This window comes from Microbulbifer sp. SAOS-129_SWC, from assembly GCF_039696035.1.
Taxonomy (GTDB): Bacteria; Pseudomonadota; Gammaproteobacteria; order Pseudomonadales; family Cellvibrionaceae; genus Microbulbifer.
In genome coordinates this window covers 663,669-687,983 of sequence record NZ_CP155567.1, presented here as the reverse complement: position 1 = coordinate 687,983, position 24,315 = coordinate 663,669, and the positions used below count along the sequence as shown (strand labels likewise).

General features: G+C 57.8%; 35 protein-coding genes. 1 reads left to right on the top strand and 34 read right to left on the bottom strand.

Annotated elements, in window-relative coordinates:
- Window positions 1–86 precede the first annotated feature (86 nt).
- From ABDK11_RS02920 to rpsJ, 29 genes are all read right to left on the bottom strand, one after another.
- Window positions 87–335 (bottom strand): DUF1315 family protein, encoded by a 249-nt coding sequence (locus tag ABDK11_RS02920; RefSeq protein WP_346838812.1) that lies wholly within the window; start codon window positions 333–335, stop codon window positions 87–89.
- Window positions 336–411: 76 nt separating this feature from the next.
- Window positions 412–807, bottom strand: coding sequence for a 50S ribosomal protein L17 (gene rplQ / locus ABDK11_RS02915; protein WP_346838811.1), 396 nt, complete (start codon window positions 805–807; stop codon window positions 412–414).
- Window positions 808–932: 125 nt separating this feature from the next.
- Window positions 933–1,937 (bottom strand): DNA-directed RNA polymerase subunit alpha, encoded by a 1,005-nt coding sequence (gene rpoA, locus ABDK11_RS02910; protein ID WP_346838810.1) that lies wholly within the window; start codon window positions 1,935–1,937, stop codon window positions 933–935.
- A 47-nt stretch (window positions 1,938–1,984) separates the two neighbouring features.
- Window positions 1,985–2,605: a 30S ribosomal protein S4 gene (gene rpsD / locus ABDK11_RS02905; RefSeq protein ID WP_346838809.1), complete on the bottom strand. Its 621-nt coding sequence runs from the start codon at window positions 2,603–2,605 to the stop codon at window positions 1,985–1,987.
- Window positions 2,606–2,620: 15 nt separating this feature from the next.
- The gene (gene rpsK, locus ABDK11_RS02900) at window positions 2,621–3,010 is read right to left on the bottom strand and encodes a 30S ribosomal protein S11 (protein ID WP_346838808.1); all 390 of its coding nucleotides are present in this window, start codon (window positions 3,008–3,010) and stop codon (window positions 2,621–2,623) included.
- 76 nt (window positions 3,011–3,086) lie between these two features.
- Window positions 3,087–3,443, bottom strand: coding sequence for a 30S ribosomal protein S13 (gene rpsM, locus ABDK11_RS02895; protein WP_346838807.1), 357 nt, complete (start codon window positions 3,441–3,443; stop codon window positions 3,087–3,089).
- Window positions 3,444–3,854: 411 nt separating this feature from the next.
- Window positions 3,855–3,971 (bottom strand): 50S ribosomal protein L36, encoded by a 117-nt coding sequence (gene rpmJ / locus ABDK11_RS02890; protein ID WP_010133825.1) that lies wholly within the window; start codon window positions 3,969–3,971, stop codon window positions 3,855–3,857.
- Between the two features lie 42 nt (window positions 3,972–4,013).
- Window positions 4,014–5,360, bottom strand: coding sequence for a preprotein translocase subunit SecY (gene secY, locus ABDK11_RS02885; protein WP_346838806.1), 1,347 nt, complete (start codon window positions 5,358–5,360; stop codon window positions 4,014–4,016).
- Window positions 5,361–5,372: 12 nt separating this feature from the next.
- Window positions 5,373–5,807: a 50S ribosomal protein L15 gene (gene rplO / locus ABDK11_RS02880; RefSeq protein ID WP_346838805.1), complete on the bottom strand. Its 435-nt coding sequence runs from the start codon at window positions 5,805–5,807 to the stop codon at window positions 5,373–5,375.
- Window position 5,808: 1 nt separating this feature from the next.
- Complete coding sequence (gene rpmD, locus ABDK11_RS02875; RefSeq protein WP_346838804.1) at window positions 5,809–5,994, bottom strand: 50S ribosomal protein L30; 186 nt, start codon at window positions 5,992–5,994, stop codon at window positions 5,809–5,811.
- Between the two features lie 38 nt (window positions 5,995–6,032).
- Complete coding sequence (gene rpsE, locus ABDK11_RS02870; protein ID WP_346838803.1) at window positions 6,033–6,539, bottom strand: 30S ribosomal protein S5; 507 nt, start codon at window positions 6,537–6,539, stop codon at window positions 6,033–6,035.
- 10 nt (window positions 6,540–6,549) lie between these two features.
- Window positions 6,550–6,900, bottom strand: coding sequence for a 50S ribosomal protein L18 (gene rplR / locus ABDK11_RS02865; RefSeq protein WP_346838802.1), 351 nt, complete (start codon window positions 6,898–6,900; stop codon window positions 6,550–6,552).
- A gap of 13 nt (window positions 6,901–6,913) precedes the next feature.
- Window positions 6,914–7,447, bottom strand: coding sequence for a 50S ribosomal protein L6 (gene rplF / locus ABDK11_RS02860; RefSeq protein WP_346838801.1), 534 nt, complete (start codon window positions 7,445–7,447; stop codon window positions 6,914–6,916).
- A gap of 12 nt (window positions 7,448–7,459) precedes the next feature.
- Complete coding sequence (gene rpsH, locus ABDK11_RS02855; protein WP_346838800.1) at window positions 7,460–7,852, bottom strand: 30S ribosomal protein S8; 393 nt, start codon at window positions 7,850–7,852, stop codon at window positions 7,460–7,462.
- Between the two features lie 37 nt (window positions 7,853–7,889).
- Window positions 7,890–8,195 (bottom strand): 30S ribosomal protein S14, encoded by a 306-nt coding sequence (gene rpsN, locus ABDK11_RS02850; protein ID WP_346838799.1) that lies wholly within the window; start codon window positions 8,193–8,195, stop codon window positions 7,890–7,892.
- 9 nt (window positions 8,196–8,204) lie between these two features.
- Window positions 8,205–8,744, bottom strand: a complete 540-nt coding sequence (gene rplE, locus ABDK11_RS02845; protein ID WP_346838798.1) for a 50S ribosomal protein L5 — start codon at window positions 8,742–8,744, stop codon at window positions 8,205–8,207.
- A 29-nt stretch (window positions 8,745–8,773) separates the two neighbouring features.
- Window positions 8,774–9,085 (bottom strand): 50S ribosomal protein L24, encoded by a 312-nt coding sequence (gene rplX, locus ABDK11_RS02840; protein WP_346838797.1) that lies wholly within the window; start codon window positions 9,083–9,085, stop codon window positions 8,774–8,776.
- Between the two features lie 19 nt (window positions 9,086–9,104).
- A complete protein-coding gene (gene rplN, locus ABDK11_RS02835; protein WP_183462957.1) occupies window positions 9,105–9,473 on the bottom strand; it encodes a 50S ribosomal protein L14 in 369 nt (122 codons plus the stop codon).
- Between the two features lie 46 nt (window positions 9,474–9,519).
- Window positions 9,520–9,783 (bottom strand): 30S ribosomal protein S17, encoded by a 264-nt coding sequence (gene rpsQ / locus ABDK11_RS02830; protein WP_346838796.1) that lies wholly within the window; start codon window positions 9,781–9,783, stop codon window positions 9,520–9,522.
- A 2-nt stretch (window positions 9,784–9,785) separates the two neighbouring features.
- Window positions 9,786–9,977 carry a 50S ribosomal protein L29 gene (rpmC, locus tag ABDK11_RS02825; protein WP_069946927.1) on the bottom strand — a complete coding sequence of 64 codons (192 nt, stop codon included), beginning with the start codon at window positions 9,975–9,977 and terminating at the stop codon, window positions 9,786–9,788.
- Window positions 9,977–10,390, bottom strand: a complete 414-nt coding sequence (rplP, locus tag ABDK11_RS02820) for a 50S ribosomal protein L16 (protein ID WP_346838795.1) — start codon at window positions 10,388–10,390, stop codon at window positions 9,977–9,979. Before rplP ends, rpmC begins: the two co-directional genes overlap by 1 nt.
- 11 nt (window positions 10,391–10,401) lie before the next feature.
- Window positions 10,402–11,082, bottom strand: a complete 681-nt coding sequence (rpsC, locus tag ABDK11_RS02815) for a 30S ribosomal protein S3 (RefSeq protein ID WP_346838794.1) — start codon at window positions 11,080–11,082, stop codon at window positions 10,402–10,404.
- A gap of 19 nt (window positions 11,083–11,101) precedes the next feature.
- The gene (gene rplV / locus ABDK11_RS02810) at window positions 11,102–11,434 is read right to left on the bottom strand and encodes a 50S ribosomal protein L22 (protein ID WP_067087040.1); all 333 of its coding nucleotides are present in this window, start codon (window positions 11,432–11,434) and stop codon (window positions 11,102–11,104) included.
- Between the two features lie 15 nt (window positions 11,435–11,449).
- Complete coding sequence (gene rpsS / locus ABDK11_RS02805) at window positions 11,450–11,728, bottom strand: 30S ribosomal protein S19 (RefSeq protein WP_067087044.1); 279 nt, start codon at window positions 11,726–11,728, stop codon at window positions 11,450–11,452.
- A 37-nt stretch (window positions 11,729–11,765) separates the two neighbouring features.
- Window positions 11,766–12,590 carry a 50S ribosomal protein L2 gene (gene rplB / locus ABDK11_RS02800; RefSeq protein WP_346838793.1) on the bottom strand — a complete coding sequence of 275 codons (825 nt, stop codon included), beginning with the start codon at window positions 12,588–12,590 and terminating at the stop codon, window positions 11,766–11,768.
- Window positions 12,591–12,604: 14 nt separating this feature from the next.
- The gene (gene rplW, locus ABDK11_RS02795; RefSeq protein ID WP_346838792.1) at window positions 12,605–12,901 is read right to left on the bottom strand and encodes a 50S ribosomal protein L23; all 297 of its coding nucleotides are present in this window, start codon (window positions 12,899–12,901) and stop codon (window positions 12,605–12,607) included.
- Window positions 12,898–13,512 (bottom strand): 50S ribosomal protein L4, encoded by a 615-nt coding sequence (rplD, locus tag ABDK11_RS02790; RefSeq protein WP_346838791.1) that lies wholly within the window; start codon window positions 13,510–13,512, stop codon window positions 12,898–12,900. The genes rplW and rplD overlap by 4 nt, the downstream gene beginning before the upstream one ends.
- 18 nt (window positions 13,513–13,530) lie before the next feature.
- The gene (gene rplC, locus ABDK11_RS02785; RefSeq protein WP_346838790.1) at window positions 13,531–14,166 is read right to left on the bottom strand and encodes a 50S ribosomal protein L3; all 636 of its coding nucleotides are present in this window, start codon (window positions 14,164–14,166) and stop codon (window positions 13,531–13,533) included.
- Window positions 14,167–14,276: 110 nt separating this feature from the next.
- The gene (gene rpsJ, locus ABDK11_RS02780; protein WP_066967210.1) at window positions 14,277–14,588 is read right to left on the bottom strand and encodes a 30S ribosomal protein S10; all 312 of its coding nucleotides are present in this window, start codon (window positions 14,586–14,588) and stop codon (window positions 14,277–14,279) included.
- Window positions 14,589–14,775: 187 nt separating this feature from the next.
- Between rpsJ and ABDK11_RS02775 the strand changes: the two genes are divergently transcribed.
- Window positions 14,776–15,252, top strand: coding sequence for a YbaK/EbsC family protein (locus tag ABDK11_RS02775; protein WP_346838789.1), 477 nt, complete (start codon window positions 14,776–14,778; stop codon window positions 15,250–15,252).
- A 179-nt stretch (window positions 15,253–15,431) separates the two neighbouring features.
- Here the strand turns inward: ABDK11_RS02775 and tuf are convergent, their stop codons facing one another.
- From tuf to rpoC, 5 genes are all read right to left on the bottom strand, one after another.
- Complete coding sequence (tuf, locus tag ABDK11_RS02770) at window positions 15,432–16,625, bottom strand: elongation factor Tu (RefSeq protein WP_346838788.1); 1,194 nt, start codon at window positions 16,623–16,625, stop codon at window positions 15,432–15,434.
- Window positions 16,626–16,667: 42 nt separating this feature from the next.
- Window positions 16,668–18,773, bottom strand: a complete 2,106-nt coding sequence (gene fusA, locus ABDK11_RS02765; RefSeq protein WP_346838787.1) for an elongation factor G — start codon at window positions 18,771–18,773, stop codon at window positions 16,668–16,670.
- 104 nt (window positions 18,774–18,877) lie between these two features.
- Window positions 18,878–19,348: a 30S ribosomal protein S7 gene (gene rpsG / locus ABDK11_RS02760; protein WP_346838786.1), complete on the bottom strand. Its 471-nt coding sequence runs from the start codon at window positions 19,346–19,348 to the stop codon at window positions 18,878–18,880.
- A 111-nt stretch (window positions 19,349–19,459) separates the two neighbouring features.
- Window positions 19,460–19,834 (bottom strand): 30S ribosomal protein S12, encoded by a 375-nt coding sequence (gene rpsL / locus ABDK11_RS02755; protein ID WP_067150990.1) that lies wholly within the window; start codon window positions 19,832–19,834, stop codon window positions 19,460–19,462.
- 197 nt (window positions 19,835–20,031) lie between these two features.
- On the bottom strand, window positions 20,032–24,261 hold the full coding sequence (gene rpoC / locus ABDK11_RS02750) for a DNA-directed RNA polymerase subunit beta' (RefSeq protein WP_346838785.1): 4,230 nt from the start codon (window positions 24,259–24,261) through the stop codon (window positions 20,032–20,034).
- Between the last annotated feature and the right edge of the window lie 54 nt (window positions 24,262–24,315).

The window sequence follows — 24,315 nt, the reverse complement described above, 5'->3', positions numbered from 1 at the left end:
TGCGCGAAAAACAGCAGAATTCCAGCGCAGGGGACAGGCGTCGGAATCGCACAGGGCGAGGTACGACGCCGATAGCCGGCTAGCCCTCACACCCAGTTAAGCGCTTCGTCCTCGGCAGGCTTGTCTGCGCACGGCGTCTTCTTCGGTGCCACATAGCCCACACGGCCCTCTGTGGCGACATGGCGCTGTTCCCAGTTGGCGACAGCCTCGGCACACAGCTGGCGCTGCTCGGCCGTCACCGCGACGCCATTGGGCCATTTACCCAGCTCTATCGCGCGCTTGAGGCTGGCGACGATCTGCGGGTTAAGATTGGCAAGTAACTGTTCGTAAGACATTACAGGGCGCTCCGGGAGAGTTGCGGACACAAAAAAGCCGGCTCGAGAGCCGGCTTTTCTGCGGATCACCGGCGGCTTACGCCTCGGCGGCTTCTGCCGCGTCGTCGTCCGCTACCGGGCGGTCCACCAGCTCAACGTAGGCCATCGGGGCCTTGTCGCCGGCGCGGAAACCGCACTTCAGGATACGGATGTAACCGCCCGGACGCGCGTCGTAACGCGGACCCAGTTCGTCAAACAGCTTGCGCACAGCATCCTTGTCACGGATACGGGCGAAAGCCAGACGACGGTTGGCAACACTGTCTTTCTTGGCCAGGGTGATCAGCGGTTCCGCAACGCGGCGCAGCTCCTTGGCTTTCGGCAGTGTGGTCTTGATCAGTTCGTGCTCTACCAGAGAGGCGGTCATGTTTTTGAACATGGCCTTGCGGTGAGCGCTGGTACGGCTGAATTTACGGCCACTATAGCGATGACGCATGACTCAATTCCTTACGACTTTGATTGCTTTCTCAGCAAGTCGTTCTGGAGCGGTGTCGCGCTAAGTCGTGGCACCGCTCGGGTTCTTTCTATCAACTGCGCGGCAGAGCCGCGCCAACCAAATACTTACAGGGGGCTCAGCTTGCTGTCGCCCTTGAGGCTGGCCGGCGGCCAGTTCTCGAGGCGCATACCCAGGGACAGACCGCGCGAGGCCAGAACATCCTTGATTTCGGTCAGGGACTTCTTGCCCAGGTTCGGGGTCTTCAGCAGCTCTACTTCGGTACGCTGAATCAGGTCGCCGATGTAGTAGATGTTTTCCGCTTTCAGACAGTTGGCCGAACGTACGGTCAGCTCCAGGTCGTCCACCGGGCGCAGCAGTACCGGGTCCACTTCCGGCTCTTCCGCAGGCTTGTCGGAAGGCTTTTCGTGGTCCAGGTCGACAAACACTGCCAGCTGCTGCTGCAGGATGGTCGCGGCGCGGCGGATGGCCTCTTCCGGATCCAGGGTACCGTTGGTCTCCAGATCCAGAACCAGCTTGTCCAGGTCGGTACGCTGCTCTACACGCGCGGATTCCACGCTGTAGGAAACGCGACGAACCGGGCTGAAGGAGGCATCCAGCTGCAGGCGGCCGATTGCACGAGTTTCCTCTTCGTCTTCACGACGCGCGTCGGCGGGCTGGTAGCCACGGCCGCGGGCGACGGTCAGACGCAGGCTCAACTCCACGTCACCGGTGATGTTGGCGATCACGTGCTCGGGATTAACGATCTCGATGTCGTGATCTACCTGGATATCACCGGCAGTCACCGCGCCCGGGCCCTTTTTGCTCAGGCTCAGTACCGCCTGATCCTTGCCGTGCATCACGACAGCGATTTCTTTCAGGTTGAGCAGGATTTCGATTACATCTTCCTGCACACCCTCAATCGCGCTGTACTCGTGTTCAACACCGTCAATTTCCACTTCAGTGACGGCGCAACCCGGCATAGAGGACAGCAGGATGCGACGCAGTGCGTTGCCCAGAGTGTGGCCAAAGCCACGCTCCAGAGGCTCCAGAACCACTTTCGCATGGTTCGGGTTGTACTCGGTGACGTCAATACGACGCGGTGTCAAAAACTCGTTGACAGCAGTCTGCATAGCCTTACCTGTTTAAAGTTTCATTCCTAAATAGAAGGAATAGGACCTTACTTGGAGTAGAGCTCCACGATAAGGTTTTCGTTGATTTCTGCCGGCAGATCGACGCGATCCGGAACGCGCTTGAAAGTGCCTTCCAGTTTGGTCGCGTTGACATCTACCCACTCGACATCGCCACGCTGGGCGGCGAGGGAAACGGAATTCTGGATACGCATCTGCTTTTTCGCTTTCTCGCGTATAGCAATAACATCGCCTTCCTTCACTTTGTAGGACGGGATGTTAACGGCGCTGCCGTTCACCAGAATTGCCTTGTGGGAAACCAGCTGACGCGCTTCGGAGCGGGTCGAGCCGAAGCCCATGCGGTAAACCACATTGTCCAGGCGGGTTTCCAGCAGCTGCAGCAGGTTTTCACCGGTTGCGCCTTTCAGGCGAGCCGCTTCCTTATAGTAGTTGCGGAACTGCTTTTCCAGTACGCCGTAGATGCGGCGAACTTTCTGCTTCTCACGCAGCTGCACACCGTAGTCGGACAGGCGGCCGCGACCGGCGCCGTGCTGACCAGGCTTGGATTCCGCGCGACATTTTGAGTCGTGCGGGCGAACGCCGCTTTTCAGCTGCAGATCGGTACCTTCCCGACGGGAAAGCTTACATTTCGGTCCAATATAACGTGCCATTTTGTCAGCCCCCTCTTACACGCGACGTTTCTTGGGCGGACGACAACCATTATGCGGGATCGGCGTCACGTCGGTGATGTTGGTGATCTTGTAGCCGCAGTTGTTGAGTGCGCGAACAGCAGATTCGCGACCCGGGCCGGGGCCCTTAACTTCGACATCAAGGTTTTTCAGGCCGTATTCCTGCGCGGCAGTACCTGCGCGCTCGGCGGCCACTTGGGCAGCAAAAGGCGTGCTCTTGCGAGAGCCACGGAAACCGGAACCACCAGAAGTGGCCCAGCTGAGGGTATTGCCCTGACGATCAGTGATCGTCACGATCGTGTTATTGAACGATGCGTGGACGTGGGCAATACCGTCGACAACGGTCTTTTTGACCTTTTTGCGAACAGTAGTTTTTGGCTTAGCCATACCTGTATCCTAAATCCTGTATCAAATCCCCCATCTCGTCACAAGAGAGGGGCTTGTTAAACCGCGATGTCGCGTGTTACTTGCGAATCGGCTTGCGCGGACCCTTACGGGTGCGAGCGTTGGTCTTGGTGCGCTGGCCGCGCAGCGGCAGGCTGCGGCGGTGACGCAGACCGCGGAAGCAACCCAGATCCATCAGACGTTTGATGTTCATGGACACTTCGCGGCGCAGGTCGCCCTCCACGGTCAGTTTTGCAACTTCACCGCGGATAGATTCGATCTGCTCTTCAGACAGGTCGCGGATTTTGGTGGATTCAGCGATACCAACCGCTGCCAAAATAGACTTGGCCGTGGTGCGACCGACCCCAAAGATATGGGTCAGGGAGATCACGGCGTGCTTGTGGTCTGGTACATTGACACCAGCAATACGTGCCATAGAGGCATACTCCACGTATTGGGAGTCACTATTTTGAATAAATAATGTGACTCTGCTTTGATTTCGGCGCTGACAGCGACTAAAAAACGGCCTGCGCCACCAAAAAGGCGCGCAAGAATAGCCTCTCAGACACTAAATTGCAATAGCCCACGCCTCCCCCACTCTCGTGAGAAAGGATATGGACGACAGTCAACGCCCCCTTTTTGAGACCGCCAAGTATTGACTTGGCGGTCTCCACCACAAACCCGGAAAGGCCTGCAATGTCGCCAGATCGCACGGGGCTGTGCAATCCGGCAGATTCTTTCACGAACAAATGGTGCCGCAAATACCCTTCCCGGGATGGACACCGGACTCGCCATCCATGGCGAGCTGCCAATCAACGCACACAGCTCAGCTGTGCAAATGCGCTGATTAGCCCTGCCGCTGCTTGTGGCGCGGCTCGGCGCTGCAGATCACCCGCAGAACGCCCTTGCGGCGCACGATTTTGCAGTTACGGCAGATCTTTTTAACAGAAGCGCGTACTTTCATGACCCTACCTCAATTCACTCAACTTGCTGACCGGTGCCGCGATTAGCGGCGACCATAGCCTTGCAGGTTCGCCTTTTTCATCAAACCTTCGTACTGATGTGACAGCAAATGCGACTGCACCTGCGCCATGAAGTCCATCACCACGACCACAACGATCAGCAGTGACGTACCACCCAGATAGAAGGGTACGTTCAATCCCATCACCAGAAACTGCGGCAGCAGGGACACCAGCGTGATGTACACGGCTCCGACCAGGGTCAGGCGAGTCAGCACACTATCGATATAGCGCGCCGTCTGCTCACCGGGACGGATACCGGGCACATAGGCACCGGATTTTTTCAGGTTGTCGGCCACTTCATTCGGGTTGAACATCAACGCCGTATAGAAGAAGCAGAAGAAACCGATCAGCAGCGCGAACAAAATGATGTTCAGCGGCTGGCCAGGTCCAAGCTGCAGCGCCATCCACTGCAGAATATCAGCACCAATACCCTCGCCGCCCTGGCCGAACCACTGTGCCAGCGTGGCCGGGAACAGCAGGATACTGCTGGCGAAGATCACCGGAATCACACCGGCCATGTTCACCTTCAGCGGCAGGTGGCTCGACTGCGCCGCCGGAGCGGCGGAGTAACGACCGGCCTGGCGGCGCGCGTGGTTGATGGTAATCCGGCGCTGACCGCGCTCCATCACCACCACGAAGTAAACCACCGCAATGGCGACAAAGCCGATGGCCAGCAGCAGCAGAATGTGCAGCTCACCCTGGCGTGCCTGCTCAAAGGCCTGACCGATGGCGCTGGGCAGACCGGCAACGATACCGGAGAAGATCAACATGGAGATGCCGTTGCCGACACCCCGCTCGGTGATCTGCTCACCCAGCCACATCAGGAACACTGCGCCGGTAACCAGCGAAGTCACTGCCACAAAGTAGAAACCAAAGCCCGGTTGCGCCGAGTACGCCAGGTTCTGACCGGCGAGACCGAACGTCATGCCGATACCCTGGATCAGGGCCAGCACCACCGTCAGATAACGGGTGTACTGGTTGATCTTGCGCCGTCCGGCGTCCCCCTCCTTCTTCAGAGCCTCCAGAGAGGGCGTCACCGCACTCATCAGCTGCATGATGATGGAGGCGGAGATGTACGGCATGATGCCCAACGCCAGAATACTCATGCGCTTGAGCGCGCCACCGGAAAACATGTTGAACAGACCCAGGATCGTGCCCTGGTTCTGGTTAAACAGGTTTGCCAGCTTTTCCGGGTCAATACCGGGCACCGGAATGTGTGTGCCTACGCGATAAACAACGATCGCGAGGAACAGAAAACGAAGGCGAGCCCAGAGCTCGCCCAATCCCTTGCTGTTGCCCAGGGAATTTACACCGGATCCTGGTCGTGCCATTGGGGCCTCGATTTAGTCTTCTACTTTACCGCCGGCAGCTTCGATAGCCGCTTTTGCGCCCTTGGTGACACCCAGACCCTTAACGGTAACCGCTTTGGTCAGTTCACCAGACAAGAACACTTTGGCGCGTTTAATGTGGCTGCCGATGATATCGGCATTCTTCAGCGCTGCCAAATCGATTACGTCGGCATCTACCTTGGCCAGCTCCGCCAGGCGTACTTCCGCGGTGAAGCGGGTTACGCGCGCGGTGAAGCCGTACTTCGGCAGGCGTTTCTGCAGCGGCATCTGACCGCCTTCGAAACCCGGACGCACGGAACCGCCGGAGCGGGCTTTCTGGCCCTTGTGGCCACGGCCACCGGTTTTACCCAGACCGCTGCCGATACCACGACCGACGCGCTTGGCGCTGTGCTTGTGGCCCTCAGCGGGAGACAGTTCATTCAAACGCATGTTACGCCCCCTCTACCTTAACCATATAGTTAACTTTATTGATCATGCCGCGCACTGACGGAGTGTCTTCCACTTCCACAGTGTGACCGATGCGGCGCAGACCCAGACCGGCAACGCACGCCTGATGGTTTTTCAGGCGTCCGGCGATGCTCTTGGTCAGGGTTACTTTGATGGTCTTCTTAGCCATGGTCTTAACCCACTAATAACCTTGTGATCGGGCAAAAATCAGCCCAGGATCTCTTCGACGGATTTACCGCGCTTGGCTGCGACATCTTCCGGGCTGGACATCTTATCCAGTGCGCTGAAGGTCGCGCGTACGACGTTCACCGGATTGGTGGAGCCGTAGCACTTAGCCAGTACGTTGTGCACGCCAGCCATTTCCAGTACGGAGCGCATCGCACCGCCGGCGATAACGCCGGTACCCTGGGAAGCGGGCTGCATGTAAACCTTGGAACCGCCGTGACGACCGTTGGTAGCGTACTGAATGGTATCACCGTTCAGGTCTACCTGGATCATGTTGCGACGTGCGGCTTCCATCGCTTTCTGGATAGCGACCGGCACCTCGCGCGCCTTGCCGCGACCAAAGCCGACGCGGCCGTTGCCGTCGCCCACTACAGTCAGTGCGGTAAAGGCGAAGATACGACCACCTTTAACAGTCTTGGCAACGCGATTGACCTGGACCAGCTTTTCCTGCAGGCCTTCGTCGTTGCTTTTGTCTTTCTCTCTAGCCATAACTCAACCCTTAGAATTTCAGACCGGCTTCGCGGGCAGCGTCGGCCAGCGCCTTGATGCGGCCGTGGTATTTAAAACCGCTGCGATCAAAGGCAACTTGCTCAACACCAGCGGCCTTGGCGCGCTCAGCGATCAGCTTGCCGACCGCAGTAGCGGCGTCGACGTTACCGGTTTTTCCAGCGCGCAGGTCCTTGTCCAGGGTAGAGGCGGTAGCCAGTACCTGGCTGCCTTCGGCAGTCAGAATCTGTGCGTAAATGTGACGCGGCGTACGGTTCACTGTCAGGCGAACGGCGCCGAGCTCGCGGATCTTGGCGCGGGCACGACGTGCACGACGCAAGCGAGATTGCTTCTTAACGTTCATATCAATGCCCTATTTACTTCTTCTTGGCCTCTTTACGATACACGCGCTCTTCGGCGTAGCGGACACCCTTACCTTTGTAGGGTTCCGGCGGACGGAATGCGCGGATCTCGGCGGCCACTTGGCCCAGCAGCTGCTTGTCGCTGCCTTTCAGTACGATTTCAGTCTGGGACGGAGTTTCGGCAGAAACGCCCTCCGGCAGCTGATAATCGATCGGATGGGAGAAGCCCAGGGTCAGATTGACGGTCTTACCAGACGCTTTCGCGCGGTAACCTACGCCGTTCAGCTGCAGCTTCTTCTCGAAGCCCTGACTGACACCTACCACCATGTTGTTGACCAGCGCACGGGTAGTACCAGCAAGCGCTTTGGCCTGCTTGGAACCGTTACGCGCGGCGAAGGTCAGCTGGCTGTCAGCTTCAGCGACTTCTACGTCACCGTGGATCACCATGTTCAGGTTGCCATTGCCACCTTTTACAGAGATGTCCTGACCTTTGAGGTCAACGGTTACACCTGCGGGGATCTTTACCGGATCATTTGCTACTCGAGACATATCAACCCCCGCTTAGAATACGGTGCAAAGCACTTCGCCACCGATACCGGCCTGGCGCGCAGCACGATCAGTCATCACACCCTTGGAGGTGGAGACAATCGCGACACCCAGACCACCGCGTACGGACGGCAGCGCTTTCTTACCAGCGTAAGCGCGCAGACCCGGACGGGAAACGCGGCCCAGCTCGGCGATAACCGGCTTGCCCTGGAAGTATTTCAGGGCAATGGTCAGCGTCGGCTTGGCATCTTCGCTTACGGCGTAATCAGTGACGTAACCTTCGTCTTTCAGGACTTTGGCAACGGACACTTTCAGTTTGGATGAAGGCAGAGCGACTTCAGCTTTTCCGCGCGCCAGGGCGTTGCGGATGCGAGTCAGCATATCTGCCAACGGATCTTGCATACTCATTAATTAACTCCTCAAGCCTTGTTACCGGCTGGGCCTATTACCAACTGGACTTGACCAGACCGGGCACATCACCACGCATGGCTGCTTCACGCAGTTTGTTACGGCACAGGCCGAACTTGCGGTAAACAGCGTGGGGGCGACCAGTAATACGGCAGCGGCGTTGCTGACGTACCGGGCTTGCATCGCGCGGCATTTTCTGCAGCTTGAGTTGAGCCTCCCACTGTTCTTCTTCAGAAGCAGTGGTACTGGCGATGATCGCCTTCAGCTCTTGACGCTTCTGGGCGTACTTAGCTGCGGTTCGAGCGCGCTTGCTTTCGCGCGCAATCATGGATTTCTTCGCCATGGAATCCTCTTAACCCTTGAAAGGGAAGTTAAACGCTTTCAGCAGCGCACGACCTTGATCATCGTTTGCGGCTGTAGTTGTAATACAAATATCCAGACCGCGGAGCTTGTCTACTTTGTCGTAGTCAATTTCCGGGAAGATAATTTGCTCGGTCACGCCCATAGAGAAATTACCACGACCGTCGAACTGCTTCGGGCTGATACCGCGGAAGTCGCGGATACGCGGAATCGCGATGTCGATCAGGCGCTCCAGGAACTCGTACATGCGCTCACCGCGCAGAGTTACCTTGCAACCGATCGGCCAGCCGTCGCGGATCTTAAAGCCCGCAATTGACTTGCGCGCTTTGGTCACGATGGGTTTTTGACCAGTAATTGCTGTCATATCACTGACAGCGTGTTCCAGTACCTTCTTGTCACCAACAGCTTCGCCGACACCCATGTTGACGGTGATCTTGGTGAGGCGCGGCACTGCCATCACATTTTCGACACCCAGCTCTTCTTTCAGCTTGGGCGCGAGTTCTTTTGTGTAGAGCTTTTTAAGCTTTGCCATGATCTACCAACCTGCTTCTGCGCCAAGCCTTAAATGGCTTCGCCGCTGGATTTGAAGACGCGAATCTTAGAGCCGTCTTCCAGTACTTTAAAGCCTACCCGGTCAGCCTTCTGGGTATTGGGGTTGAAGATGGCTACGTTGGAAGTCTGGATTGCAGCTTCTTTTTCAACAATGCCACCGGCAACACCCAGCTGGGGGTTCGGCTTCTGATGTTTCTTGACCATCTGTACACCGGAAACGATCAGGCGGCCATCGTTCAGCACCTTACGAACGGTGCCACGCTTGCCCTTATCGCGACCGGTGATAACGATCACTTCGTCGTCACGCTTGATCTTGCGCATAACTCTTCTCCGCTTGGGCTTAAATAACTTCCGGTGCCAGCGAGATGATCTTCATGAACTTCTCACCGCGCAGCTCGCGAGTTACCGGGCCAAAGATACGGGTGCCAACCGGCGCATGTTGCTGGTTCAGCAGTACCGCTGCGTTATCGTCAAATTTGATCAGGGAACCATCCGCGCGACGCACACCTTTTTTGGTGCGAACCACAACAGCGTTCATTACCTGACCCTTCTTTACTTTACCGCGGGGGATGGCTTCCTTAACGGTCACCTTGATAATGTCGCCCACGCCGGCATAACGACGATGGGAGCCGCCCAGCACCTTGATGCACATGACGCGGCGAGCCCCACTGTTGTCAGCTACTTCTAAGTAGGATTCCGCTTGAATCATTGTCTCTCTCCGAAACTATTAAATTCGGCAGCCAATGCGCTAGGGGTTAAACCTTCGCCGCACGCTCTACAATTTTCTGCAAAGACCAGGACTTGCTCTTGGACAGCGGACGAGATTCCTCAATGGTTACAACATCACCAGTGCTGCAATCATTGTTCTCATCGTGTGCCTTGAGCTTGGTGGACTTGGTCACGATTTTGCCGTAGATCGGGTGCTTAACACGGCGCTCGATCAAAACGGTGATGGTCTTATCCATCTTGTCACTCACGACCTTACCGGTCAGAGTACGCTTCAGTTTTGCTTCAGCCATGATTAATTACCTGCCTTCTCGGTCAACACGGTCTTAATGCGAGCTATGTCGCGACGAGTCTGCTTGAGCAGATGAGTCTGTGTCAGCTGACCGGTGGACTTTTGCATGCGAAGCTTGAACTGAGCCTCGAGCTGGTTCAGCAATTCTTGGTTCAGCTCTTCAACTGACTTTTCGCGTAGATCTGCAGTCTTCATTACATCACCGAACGCTTAACGAAAGTTGTTTTCACAGGCAGCTTGGCCGCAGCGAGCTCGAAAGCTTCACGAGCGAGATCCTCGGAAACACCCTCCATTTCATAGAGGACTTTACCCGGCTGGATCTGAGCCACCCAATATTCTACGTTACCCTTACCTTTACCCATTCGAACTTCGAGGGGCTTACTGGAAATGGGCTTGTCCGGAAACACACGAATCCAGATCTTACCGCCACGTTTAACGTGACGAGTCATAGCGCGACGAGCTGCTTCGATCTGACGGGCAGTAATGCGACCGCGACCGATGGCCTTCAGGCCGAACTCGCCAAAGCTCACTTTAGAGCCGCGCAGAGAAAGACCGCGGTTGCGACCCTTCTGTACCTTGCGGAATTTTGTACGCTTTGGTTGAAGCATTTGCGTACCCCTTATTTAGCAGCTTTTTTGCGGGTCTTTGCCGGCTTTTCATCGGGAATTTCGTCACCGATAACTTCGCCTTTAAAGATCCAAACTTTGACACCGATGATGCCGTAAGTAGTGCTGGCTTCAGCAGTGGCATAATCGATATTTGCACGCAGGGTGTGCAGCGGCACACGGCCTTCGCGATACCACTCGGTACGGGCGATTTCCGCTCCACCGAGACGACCGCTCACCTGGATTTTGATGCCTTGGGCACCCTGGCGCATGGCGTTCTGTACAGCGCGTTTCATGGCGCGACGGAACATCACACGACGCTCCAGCTGCTGGGCAACGTTCTGGCCAACCAGAGCCGCGTCCAGATCCGGCTTGCGCACTTCTTCAATGTCGATGTGCACCGGAACACCCATCTGCGCGCTAACTTCGTTGCGCAGACGCTCTACGTCTTCACCTTTTTTACCGATCACGATACCCGGGCGAGCGGTGTGAATAGTCACACGCGCAGTGTTTGCCGGACGTTCGATCTCGATACGGCTCACGGAAGCGTGGGCCAGTTTCTTGCGAATGTATTCGCGAACTTTCAGGTCCGTGTACAGCTTGTCTGCGTACTCGTCGCTGCCGGCATACCAAACAGAGGTATGCTTTTTAACGATACCCAGACGAATGCCGGTAGGATTTACTTTTTGTCCCATGGTTTTCTCGCCTGCTCTCTTATTTCTCGGCCACTTTCACAGTGATGTGACAAGTACGCTTAAGAATACGGTCAGCACGACCCTTGGCACGCGGTTTAATGCGCTTCATGGTCATACCTTCGTCCACGAAAATCGTGGAGACCTTCAGCTCATCAACGTCAGCACCATCATTGTGCTCGGCGTTGGCGATGGCCGACTCCAGTACTTTTTTAACGATCGCCGCGCCCTTCTTCTGGCTGAACGCCAGGATGTCCAGGGCTTCCTCGACACCTTTGCCGCGAATCTGATCAGCTACCAGACGCGCCTTTTGCGCCGACAGACGAGCGCCGCGTAATTTTGCTGCTACTTCCATCGTTATAACCTCGGCTTAGCGCTTCTTCGCTTTCTTGTCCGCAGCGTGGCCGCGGTAAGTGCGGGTAGCGGCGAACTCGCCCAGCTTATGGCCAACCATTTCTTCGTTGACCAGAACGGGCACGTGTTGACGACCGTTATGCACGGCAATCGTCAGTCCAACCATTTCCGGCATAACCATGGAACGGCGGGACCAGGTTTTAATCGGTCGACGATCATTGGCTGCGATCGCCGCCTCCACCTTCTTGATCAGATGCAGATCAATAAAGGGACCTTTCTTTAATGAGCGTGGCACTGTCGATTCCTCTCTAGCTGCTCAGACATCGCGCGGCTTATTTGCCGCGACGACGTACAATCATTTTATCGGTGCGCTTGTTCTTGCGCGTCTTCTTACCCTTGGTCGGAACGCCCCACGGAGTAACCGGGTGACGACCACCAGAGGTACGACCTTCACCACCACCATGCGGGTGATCAACCGGGTTCATCGCCACACCGCGAACGGTCGGACGAACACCGCGCCAGCGCTTGGCACCAGCTTTACCCAGCTTGCGCAGGCTGTGCTCGGAGTTGCTCACTTCACCCAGGGTGGCGCGACACTCAGAGAGAACCTTGCGCATTTCGCCGGAACGCAGACGAATGGTCGCGTATTGACCTTCGCGAGCAACCAGCTGCACAGAGGCACCGGCAGAGCGTGCCAGCTGGGCACCTTTGCCCGGCTTCAGCTCGATAGCGTGAATAACGGAACCCACCGGGATGTTGCGCAGCGGCAGGGTGTTACCCACGCTGATCGGCGCCGCATCACCAGATTGAATCTTGGCTCCAGCCTTCAGGCCTTTCGGTGCAATGATGTAGCGACGCTCACCGTCCGCGTAACAAACGAGGGCGATATGCGCGCTGCGGTTCGGATCGTACTCCAGACGCTCAACATTGGCCGGAATACCGTCCTTGTTGCGCTTGAAGTCGACAACGCGGTAGTGCTGCTTGTGACCACCGCCAACGTGGCGAGTGGTGATACGGCCAGCATTGTTGCGACCACCGCTTTTGCTCTTGCTCTCGACCAGAGGCGCGTAAGGCGCACCCTTGTGCAGGTCAGCGTTGACAACCTTGACCAGGTGACGACGGCCGGCAGAGGTCGGTTTTGCTTTTACAATAGCCATTGTAACTGTCCCCTTTACTCAGCAGCTTCAAAGTTGATGTCGCTGCCTTCGGCCAGGCGAACGTAAGCTTTTTTCCAATCGTTGCGCTGGCCCATGCCGAAACGCGTACGCTTGGTTTTGCCTTTCACGTTCACGGTGCGAACCTGCTCAACGGAAACGTTGAACAGCTTTTCTACCGCGGCCTTGATCTCGGCTTTAGTGGCACCGGTGGTAACCTTGAACACTACCTGATTGGAAGCGTCGGCCAGAACAGCAGCCTTTTCGGAAATTACCGGGCCCAGCAGTACTTTGTAGAGTCGCTCTTGGTTCATCCCAGCACCTCTTCAATTTTCTTGAGCGCAGAAACGGTAACCACGACCTTGTCAAAGCGAATCAGGCTAACCGGATCGATCGCCTGCACGTCGCGGACGTCGATCTTGTGCAGGTTGCGCGCAGCCAGGTAGAGGTTTTCGCTCACTTCTTCAGTAATGATCAGCGCATCCGCCAGATCAAACTGAGCCAGCTTGCTCACCAGCTGCTTGGTTTTGGGTGCGTCCACATCGAAGGACTCAACCACCACCAGGCGCTCCTGACGAGCCAGCTCGGACAGGATGCAGCGCAGTGCTGCGCGGTACATTTTCTTGTTCAGCTTGACGCTGTGATCGCGAGACTCAGCGGCGAAGGTTACGCCACCAGAGCGCCACAGCGGGCTGCGAATGGTACCGGCACGGGCACGACCAGTACCCTTCTGACGCCAGGGCTTCTTGCCGCCACCGGAAACGTCAGCGCGATTCTTCTGCGCCTTGGTACCCTGACGGGCGCCGGCCATGTAGGCCACCACCGCCTGGTGCACCAGGTCTTGATTGAACTCACGTCCGAAAGTCACTTCAGAGACAGCAACAGTGCCTTTAGCGCCTTCGGGAGTAGCGATATTCAGTTCCATATCTATTTCCCCTCAGACTTAGGCTTTTACTGCCGGACGAACGATCACATCACCACCGGGAGCGCCGGGAACGGCACCTTTAACCAGCAGCAGATTGCGTTCGGCGTCGACACGAACCACTTCCAGGTTCTGTACGGTTACGCGCTCGGCACCCATGTGACCGGCCATCTTCTTGCCTTTCCACACGCGGCCAGGAGTCTGGCACTGACCGATAGAACCGGGAGCGCGGTGAGACAGGGAGTTGCCGTGGGTAGCGTCTTGGGTACGGAAATTCCAGCGCTTAACACCGCCCTGAAAACCTTTACCTTTGGAAGTGCCGGTAACATCGATCTTCTGACCAGCTTCAAAGCCGGACACAGTGATCTCGGAACCGATTTCGAATGCCTCTTCAGACGCGTCAGTGCGCAGCTCGAAGAGACGAGTGCCAGCCTCAGTATTGGCTTTGGCGAAGTGGCCCGCGAGGGGCTTGGAGACACGGGAAGCCTTACGGTTGCCCACAGTTACCTGAACTGCGGCATAGCCGTCTACTTCGACAGACTTCACCTGGGTGACGCGATTCGGAGCTACCTCAATAACGGTAACCGGAATGGACGCGCCATCTTCAGTGAAGATGCGAGTCATGCCGCTTTTGCGGCCGACAATACCTATAGTCATCGTTTCAACCTCTCAGTGCACGGGGCTTTAACCCACTGCGGCCGCCCAATTTCAGAGCGTTACACTACCCAGACCTTTTTCGCCCGGGGTTCGGTAGTTAATTTAAAGTGTTAGCCGAGACTGATCTGAACTTCCACACCAGCCGCCAGATCGAGCTTCATCAGCGCGTCAACGGTCTTTTCGGTGGGCTCAACAATGTCCAGCAAACGCTTGTGAGTACGGATCTCGTACTGGTCGCGCGCGTCTTTGTTGACGTGCGGGGAAATCAGCACGGTGTACTTCTCTTTACGAGTCGGCAGCGGAATGGGACCGCGAACCTGCGCGCCAGTGCGCTTGGCCGTCTCGACGATCTCCTGGGTAGACGTGTCGATCAGTTTGTGATCAAACGCCTTCAGGCGAATTCGGATGCGTTGACCCTGCATGGAATCAAACTCCAACTAATAAAACTAAAGAACGTCCTTTCTCGCAGCCCCGAGGGCGGGCGAAAAGGAGCGCGAATTCTACGGTCCATTCGGATGCCTGTCAAGCGGCTGCAGACGATCTCTTTTCGGCGACGCGGCGGCGCGAAACTACACTTGCAGCACAGGTACTGCGGAGGAGATGCCAAAGATGACCATGGCAGCAACAGTCAGTCAGTTTTTAAATGACCATTCGGTCCATTACCGCGTTATCCCCCATACGCACAGCGCCACCAGCCGGGAATCCGCTCACGCCGCCAGCGTACGCGAAGACCAGGTTGCCAAGGGCATCCTGCTCAAAGACCAGCTGGGACTGGTGATGGCGGTAATACCGGCCAGCAGCAGCCTCGACCTGCGCGCCGTACACGATGAAACCGGTCGCAACCAGCTGGAGATGGTGCCCGAGAGCGAACTCGGGAAAACCTTTCCCGATTGCGAACTCGGCGCCCTGCCGCCGATCGGGCCGGCATACGGCCTCACCACCCTGGTAGACAGCAGCCTCGGCCGGTGCGATACGGTTTATTTCGAGTCCGGCGACCACGAGGAGCTGGTAGCCATGGATGGCCGAGAGTTTGACCAGCTGCTCTCCAGCAGTCACCACTGCGACCTGAGCAAGGACTGGCCGTAAGCGCCTGCGATCGATAGCTTGTGGATGCGGGACGCTACCCCAGAGCAGAGGCGGCAGCCGGCTCACGGCACCAAGGCGGCCGTACAGGCACGGCAGCCGGGACAGCGCGCAGGTGAGTTACAGGCATAAAAAAAGCCGCAGCGTTTCCGCTGCGGCTTTTTACCGATCAGGAGTAAAGATTACTCGATGATCTTGGCCACAACGCCGGCGCCAACGGTACGGCCGCCTTCGCGGATCGCGAAGCGCAGACCTTCTTCCATGGCGATCGGGGCGATCAGGGTAACGGTCATCTGAACGTTGTCGCCCGGCATTACCATCTCGGTACCTTCCGGCAGCTGTACGTCACCAGTGACGTCAGTGGTACGGAAGTAGAACTGCGGACGGTAGCCCTTGAAGAACGGAGTGTGGCGACCACCTTCGTCCTTGGACAGTACGTACACTTCAGACTCGAACTTGGTGTGCGGGGTGATGGTGCCCGGCTGAGCCAGTACCTGACCACGCTCCACTTCGTCACGCTTGGTGCCACGCAGCAGCGCACCAATGTTCTCACCAGCACGGCCTTCGTCCAGCAGCTTGCGGAACATCTCGACACCGGTACAGGTGGTCTTGGTGGTGTCCTTGATACCGACGATTTCGATTTCGTCGCCTGTCTTGATGATGCCACGCTCAACACGACCGGTTACTACGGTACCGCGACCGGAGATGGAGAATACGTCTTCGATCGGCATCAGGAACGGCTGGTCTACCGCGCGCTCCGGCTCCGGGATGTACTCGTCCAGGGTCTCTACCAGCTTCTTAACAGCGGTGGTGCCCATCTCGTTGTCATCTTTGCCTTCCAGCGCCATCAGGGCGGAACCAACGATGATCGGAGTGTCGTCACCCGGGAACTCGTACTGGTCCAGAAGTTCGCGAACTTCCATCTCAACCAGCTCCAGCAGCTCTTCGTCGTCGACCATGTCGGCCTTGTTCAGGAATACCACGATGTACGGTACACCGACCTGACGAGACAGCAGGATGTGCTCGCGAGTCTGCGGCATGGGGCCGTCAGCAGCGGAACAGACCAGGATAGCGCCGTCCATCTGCGCGGCACCGGTGATCATGTTCTTAACGTAGTCGGCGTGTCCCGGGCAGTCTACGTGCGCGTAGTGGCGGGTCGGGGACTCGTACTCAACGTGGGAGGTAGCGATGGTGATGCCACGCTCGCGCTCTTCCGGAGCGTTGTCGATACCGGCAAACTCAACCGCGGCGCCGCCCCATACTTCTGAACATACGCGAGTCAGCGCGGCTGTCAGGGTGGTTTTACCGTGGTCAACGTGACCGATGGTGCCCACGTTTACGTGGGGCTTGGAACGTTCAAACTTCTCTTTTCCCATTTTCAGGATCCTCTAACTAAAAGTCTGGATTTAAGTTAAAGCTTAAGCTTTGTTTTTAGCGATGATCTCATCGGCTACGTTTTTCGGCGCTTCCGAGTACTTCAGGAACTCCATGGAGTAAGTGGCGCGGCCCTGAGTGGCAGAACGCAGATCAGTTGCGTAACCAAACATTTCCGCCAGCGGCACTTCCGCATTCACCACTTTGCCGGAAGAGCTCTCTTCCATACCCTGGATCAGGCCGCGACGACGGTTGAGGTCACCAACCACATCACCCATGTTCTCTTCCGGAGTAACCACTTCCACCTTCATCATCGGCTCGAGCAGTACCGCACCGCCAACGTTTGCCAGCTTCTTGGTCGCCATGGAACCGGCGATTTTAAACGCCATTTCGTTGGAGTCGACATCGTGGAAAGAACCGTCGTACAGGGTAGCCTTCAGGCCCAGCAGCGGGTAGCCAGCCAGAACACCGTTCTGCATCTGTTCTTCGATACCCTTCTGTACCGCCGGGATGTATTCCTTCGGTACCACACCACCAACGATCTCGTTGACGAATTCCAGACCTTCCGCGGACTGGTCTTCGCCCGGCTCGAACTTCACCCATACGTGACCGTACTGACCGCGACCACCGGACTGACGAACGAACTTGCCTTCGATCTCGGAGGTGTTGCGGATGGTTTCGCGGTAGGCCACCTGTGGCTTACCGATATTGGCTTCCACGTTGAACTCGCGACGCATACGGTCGACGATGATGTCCAGGTGCAGCTCGCCCATACCAGAGATAATGGTCTGGCCAGTCTCTTCGTCGGTCTTCACACGGAAAGACGGATCTTCCTGAGCCAGCTTGCCCAGTGCCACACCCATCTTCTCCTGGTCCGGCTTGGACTTCGGCTCAACCGCTACGGAAATCACCGGCTCCGGGAATTCCATACGCTCGAGAACGATCTTGGAATTTTCGGCACACAGGGTGTCACCGGTGGTGACGTCCTTGAGGCCGATTGCCGCGGCGATATCACCAGCCAGTACTTCTTTGATCTCTTTACGATCGTTGGAGTGCATCTGCACCATACGACCGACGCGCTCTTTCTTCATCTTCACGGAGTTATATACCGCGGTGCCGCTTTCCAGCGTACCGGAGTAGACACGGAAGAAGGTCAGGGTGCCGACGAAGGGGTCGGTAGCAATTTTGAACGCCAGCGCAGAGAAGGGCGCGTCGTCTTCCGCCGGACGGGTCTCGACAGTTTCGCCATCTTCCAGAGTACCTTCGATCGCGCGAACCTGGTTCGGCGCCGGCAGGTATTCGATTACCGCGTCCAGCACGGCCTGTACACCCTTGTTCTTGAACGCAGAACCACCCAGAACCGGAACGATCTCGTTGGCCAGGGTACGCTGACGGATTGCTGCCTTGATTTCCTCTTCGGTCAGCTCACCTTCTTCCAGGTATTTTTCCATCAGCTCTTCGGTGGCTTCCGCCGCCGCTTCGACCAGGAACTCGCGCATTTCGTCACACTGGTCCTTCATGTCGGCCGGAATCTCGCCGTACTCGAAGGTCATGCCCATGTCGTCTTCGCTCCACAGGATGGCCTTCATCTTGACCAGGTCGACCACGCCCTTGAACTCGTCTTCAGAGCCGATGGTCATCTGCAGCGGAACGGCATTGGCGTTCAGGCGGTCTTTCAGCTGCTTCACAACCATCATGAAGTCAGCGCCGGCGCGGTCCATCTTGTTGACGAAGACCATACGCGGTACTTCGTACTTGTTGGCCTGGCGCCATACAGTCTCGGTTTGCGGCTGCACACCGGAAGAGCCACACAGCACAACCACGGCACCGTCGAGTACACGCAGGGAACGCTCTACTTCAATGGTGAAGTCAACGTGTCCGGGTGTATCGATGATGTTGATGCGATGCTGGTCGAACTGCTGCTGCATACCGGCCCAGAAACAGGTGGTCGCCGCAGAAGTAATGGTGATACCGCGCTCTTGTTCCTGCTCCATCCAGTCCATGGTGGCTGCACCTTCGTGCACCTCACCGATCTTGTGGGACAGACCAGTGTAGAAGAGGACGCGCTCGGTGGTGGTGGTTTTACCGGCGTCTACGTGGGCGCAGATACCGATATTACGATAACGTGCGATAGGCGTTTTACGTGCCACAGTTGTATCCTCGATATAACGGCAAAAGGCAGCCTGGCCTAAAAGTTGAACTTAGGTCCGTGCTGCCTTCTGGTATTAATGTCTCATGGAAAATTTCATGAGGCTTAGAAGCGGTAGTGAGAGAACGCCTTGTTGGCTTCCGCCATACGGTGGACGTCTTCACGCTTCTTGACCGCGCCGCCCTTGTTCTGGGCTGCATCGATCATTTCGTTAGCCAGGCGCTGGGCCATGGACTTCTCGCCGCGCTTACGGGAGAACTCTACCAGCCAACGCATTGCCAGCGCGGTGCGGCGCGAAGGACGCACTTCGACCGGCACCTGATAGGTGGCACCACCAACACGGCGGGATTTTACTTCCACCATCGGGGCGATGTTTTCCAGGGACTCTTCGAAAATTTCGACCGGGTCACGGTTCAGCTTTTCTGAAACCATGTCCAGCGCACCGTACACGATGCTTTCTGCAACGGACTTCTTGCCGCTGATCATGACGTGGTTCATGAACTTGGCCAGCGTGACGTTGCCGAATTTGGGATCGGGCAGCACTTCGCGCTTGGCGACTACTCGTCTTCTTGGCATGGGATTGCCTCTCTTCAGGGTTACTCTGAGACGCCGCCGTAACTCAAATACTCATCGGCGAGCTCAGCCTTACTCCGGTTGGAAACCGAAACGCAAATAAGGTCTTAAGGATTAACCTTTAGGACGCTTGGCGCCGTACTTGGAACGGCCCTGCTTGCGATCGTTTACGCCGGCACAGTCCAGTGCACCGCGTACAGTGTGGTAGCGCACACCCGGCAGGTCTTTAACACGACCGCCGCGAATCAGCACCACGCTGTGCTCCTGCAGGTTGTGGCCTTCACCGCCGATGTACGAAGTCACTTCGTAACCGTTGGTCAGACGCACACGGCAAACCTTACGCAGTGCGGAGTTCGGCTTCTTCGGTGTAGTGGTGTACACACGAGTGCAAACTCCACGGCGCTGCGGGCTGGCCTGCAGAGCGGGAACGTCGCTTTTTTCAACTTTGCGTTTTCTCGGCTTACGAACCAACTGGTTGATCGTTGCCATTAAAAATCACTCCAAAAATAAAACGCCCCCACCTCTAACAGTGAGGGCCCATCGTCAGTGTGCCCTGCCGGCACTTTTCTAGCAGAAAAGCCGGACAGAACACCCCACATAAGCGGGGGCCGCATTCTATAGGCGGCGGCCCGCCTAGTCAATCGGCAGCGGCAAGTAACCACTCACTTGCCGCTGCCGGCAGTCCATCACTCGCCGGAAGACTTCAGGGCTTCGGTCAGGGCCGCTTCCACCTCGGCGGCGGACGGGCCTTCGCCGAAGCCTTCTTCCAGGTGCAGGCTACGCCTGCGCTTGCGCTCGGTGTGGTACGCCAGGCCGGTACCGGCCGGGATCAGGCGACCCACTACCACGTTTTCCTTCAGGCCGCGCAGGTTGTCTTCCTTGCCGGTGACCGCCGCTTCCGTCAGCACGCGGGTGGTCTCCTGGAAGGACGCCGCGGACAGGAAGGATTCGGTGGCCAGGGACGCCTTGGTGATACCCAGCAGCAGGCGCTCGAACTGCGCCGGCTGCTTGTCTTCGGCGCGCAGGCGTTCGTTCTCTTCCACCACGCGCTGGTATTCCACCTGGTCGCCCTTGATGAACTCGGAGTCACCCATATCGGTGATTTCCACCTTGCGCAGCATCTGGCGCACGATCGTTTCGATGTGCTTGTCGTTGATGCCCACACCCTGGAGGCGGTAAACCTCCTGGATCTCATTGGTAATATAGCGCGCCAGCTCCTCGACGCCCTTCAGGCGCAGGATATCGTGCGGGTTGGACGGGCCATCGGAGATGACTTCGCCCTTCTCCACGGTCTCACCCTCGAACACGGTCAGCTGGCGATGCTTGGGAATCAGCACCTCGTAGTGATCCTTGCCATTGGCCAACGGCTTGCCGTCGGCCGGGGTGATCTGCAGGCGTACCTTGCCTTTGGTCTCCTTGCCGAAAGACACAGTACCGGAGATCTCCGCCAGGATGGACGGCTCTTTCGGCTTGCGCGCTTCGAACAGGTCGGCAACCCGCGGCAGACCACCGGTGATGTCCTTGGTACCGCCGGATTCCTGTGGAATACGGGCGATAACATCACCGACGTTGACCTTGTCACCATCCTTCAGGCTCAGGATAGCGCGCGGCGGCAGCGCGTAGTGCGCCGGCGCGTTGCTGTTGGCCAGGGTCAGCTCTTCACCGTTTTCGTCCACCAGGGTTACCGCCGGACGCAGGTCCTTACCAGCGGACGGACGCTCGGCCGGATCGATCACCTCGATGGAGGACAGACCGGTCAGCTCATCGGTGGTCTTGCGGATGGAAAGGCCGTCCTCCATACCGGACAGTTTCACCCAGCCGGCCACCTCGGTAATGATCGGGTGGGTGTGCGGGTCCCACTTGGCCACAATCTGGCCGCCATCGATTTGTGCACCCTCGTCCACGCTGATCGCGGCACCGTAGGGCAGCTTGTAACGCTCGCGCTCGCGACCGGCACTATCGGCTACCGCCAGCTCACCGGAGCGGGACACCGCAACCAGGTGACCCTTCTCGGTCTTCACCGTCTTCACGTTGTGCAAGCGTACGGTACCTTCCTGCTTGACCTGGATGCTGTCCGCCGCGGAGGCGCGGCTCGCCGCACCACCGATGTGGAAGGTCCGCATGGTCAGCTGGGTGCCCGGCTCACCGATGGACTGGGCGGCGACAACGCCGACCGACTCACCGGAGTTGGCGCGGTGGCCACGGGCCAGGTCACGGCCGTAACACTGCGAACAGATACCGTGGGCGGTTTCACAGGTGATCGGCGAACGCACGATCACTTCGTCGATACCCATGGTCTCGATGCGCTCGACCCAGGCTTCGTCAATCATGGTGCCCGCGGGTACGGCGATCTCGTCGCTGCCGGGCTTGATCACATCGCGCGCCACAACACGGCCGAGGATGCGGTCACCCAGGGACTCGATCACGTCACCGCCCTCAATCACCGGTGCCATGGTCAGGCCATCGTCGGTGCCACAATCCACCTCGGTGATGACCACGTCCTGGGCCACGTCCACCAGACGGCGGGTCAGGTAACCGGAGTTCGCGGTCTTCAGTGCGGTATCCGCCAGACCTTTACGAGCACCGTGGGTCGAGATGAAGTACTGCAGTACGCTCAGACCTTCACGGAAGTTCGCGGTAATGGCGTTCTCGATAATCGAGCCATCCGGACGCGCCATCAGGCCACGCATACCGGCCAGCTGGCGAATCTGCGCCTCACTACCCCGGGCGCCGGAGTCGGCGTACATGTACACGGAGTTGAACGAGTCCTGCTCGGTCTCGTTACCGTCGCGATCGATTACCGGCTCTTTCTTGATACCGGCCATCATCGCCTGGGTCACCTTGTCGTTGGTGCGCGACCAGACGTCGATGACCTTGTTGTACTTCTCGCCGGCGGTTACCAGACCGGAGGCAAACTGGCTCTCGATTTCCTTCACTTCTTCCTCGGCGCTGTCGATCAGCTCGGCCTTGGCCGCCGGGATCTCGAAATCGTTCACACCGATGGAGGAACCGGACTTGGTGGAGAAGTCGAAACCGGTGTACATCAGCTGGTCGGCGAAGATGACGGTCGCTTTCAGGCCCACCAGGCGGTAGCACTGGTTCAGGACACGCGAAATCGACTTTTTCTTCATCGGCTGGTTGACCATATCGAAGGTCAGGCCGTCCGGGACGATGTTCCACAGCAGCGCGCGGCCGACCGTGGTGTCGTACAGCTTGATGGTCTCGTGCTTCTCGCCGTCTTCACCGATCGCCGCTTCGCGGATACGTACCTTGATCTTCGCCTGCAGGCCAACCTGCTTGGCGTAGTAGGCGCGGCTCACTTCCTTGATGTCGGAGAAGGCCATGCCCTCGCCCTTGTCATTGACGCGCTCGCGGGTCATCCAGTACAGACCCAGAACCACGTCCTGAGACGGTACGATGATCGGTTCGCCGTTGGCCGGCGACAGGATGTTGTTGGTGGACATCATCAGCGCGCGGGATTCCAGCTGCGCTTCGATGGTCAGCGGTACGTGGACCGCCATCTGGTCACCGTCGAAGTCGGCGTTGTAGGCCGCACACACCAGCGGGTGCAGCTGGATCGCCTTGCCTTCAATCAGTACCGGCTCGAACGCCTGGATACCCAGACGGTGCAGGGTCGGAGCGCGGTTCAGCAGTACCGGGTGCTCGCGAATCACTTCGTCGAGAATGTCCCATACCACCGCTTCTTCGCGCTCGACCATTTTCTTGGCCGCCTTGATGGTGGTGGCCAGGCCGCGGGTCTCGAGCTTGCCGAAAATGAACGGCTTGAACAGCTCCAGGGCCATCTTCTTCGGCAGGCCGCACTGGTGCAGACGCAGGGTCGGACCCACCACGATCACGGAACGGCCGGAGTAGTCGACACGCTTACCCAGCAGGTTCTGACGGAAACGACCCTGCTTACCCTTGATCATGTCGGCCAGGGACTTCAGCGGGCGCTTGTTGGAACCGGTGATGGCGCGGCCGCGACGACCGTTGTCCAGCAGCGCGTCCACGGACTCCTGCAGCATGCGCTTTTCGTTGCGCACGATGATGTCCGGTGCGTTCAGCTCGAGCAGGCGCTTCAGGCGGTTGTTACGGTTAATCACGCGACGGTACAGGTCGTTCAGGTCGGAGGTCGCAAAGCGGCCACCGTCCAGCGGTACCAGCGGGCGCAGATCCGGCGGCAGAACCGGCAGAGCCTGCATGATCATCCACTCCGGGTTGTTACCCGACTTGTAGAAGGCTTCCAGCAGCTTCAGGCGCTTGGACAGCTTCTTGATCTTGGTCTCGGAGTTGGTCGCCGGAATCTCTTCGCGCAGGCGCTGGATTTCAGACGGCAGCTCGATGTCGTGCATCAGCTCCTGGATCGCCTCGGCGCCCATCTTGGCTTCGAACTCGTCGGCGAACTCTTCCATCGCCTCGAAGTACTGCTCGTCGTTCAGCAGTTGGCCGCGCTCCAGGGTGGTCATACCCGGATCGGTCACTACGTAGGATTCGAAATACAGCACGCGCTCGATATCGCGCAGGGTCATGTCCAGCAGCAGGCCGATACGGGACGGCAGCGACTTCAGGAACCAGATGTGCGCAACCGGGCTGGCCAGTTCGATGTGACCCATGCGCTCGCGGCGCACCTTGGCCTTGGTGACTTCAACGCCGCACTTTTCGCAGATGATGCCGCGGTGCTTCATGCGCTTGTACTTGCCGCACAGGCACTCGTAATCCTTCACCGGACCGAAGATCTTGGCGCAGAACAGACCCTCGCGCTCCGGCTTGAAGGTACGGTAGTTGATGGTCTCGGGCTTTTTCACTTCGCCGTAAGACCAGGAGCGGATCATGTCCGGCGAAGCCAGACCGATGCGGATAGCGTCAAACTCTTCCAGGTGATCCTGGGCTTTCACCAGGTTTAACAAATCTTTCAAGGCCTTTCCTCCACTAGGGGGTAGTCAACCCGGCTTACAGCATTTTGCGCCGGG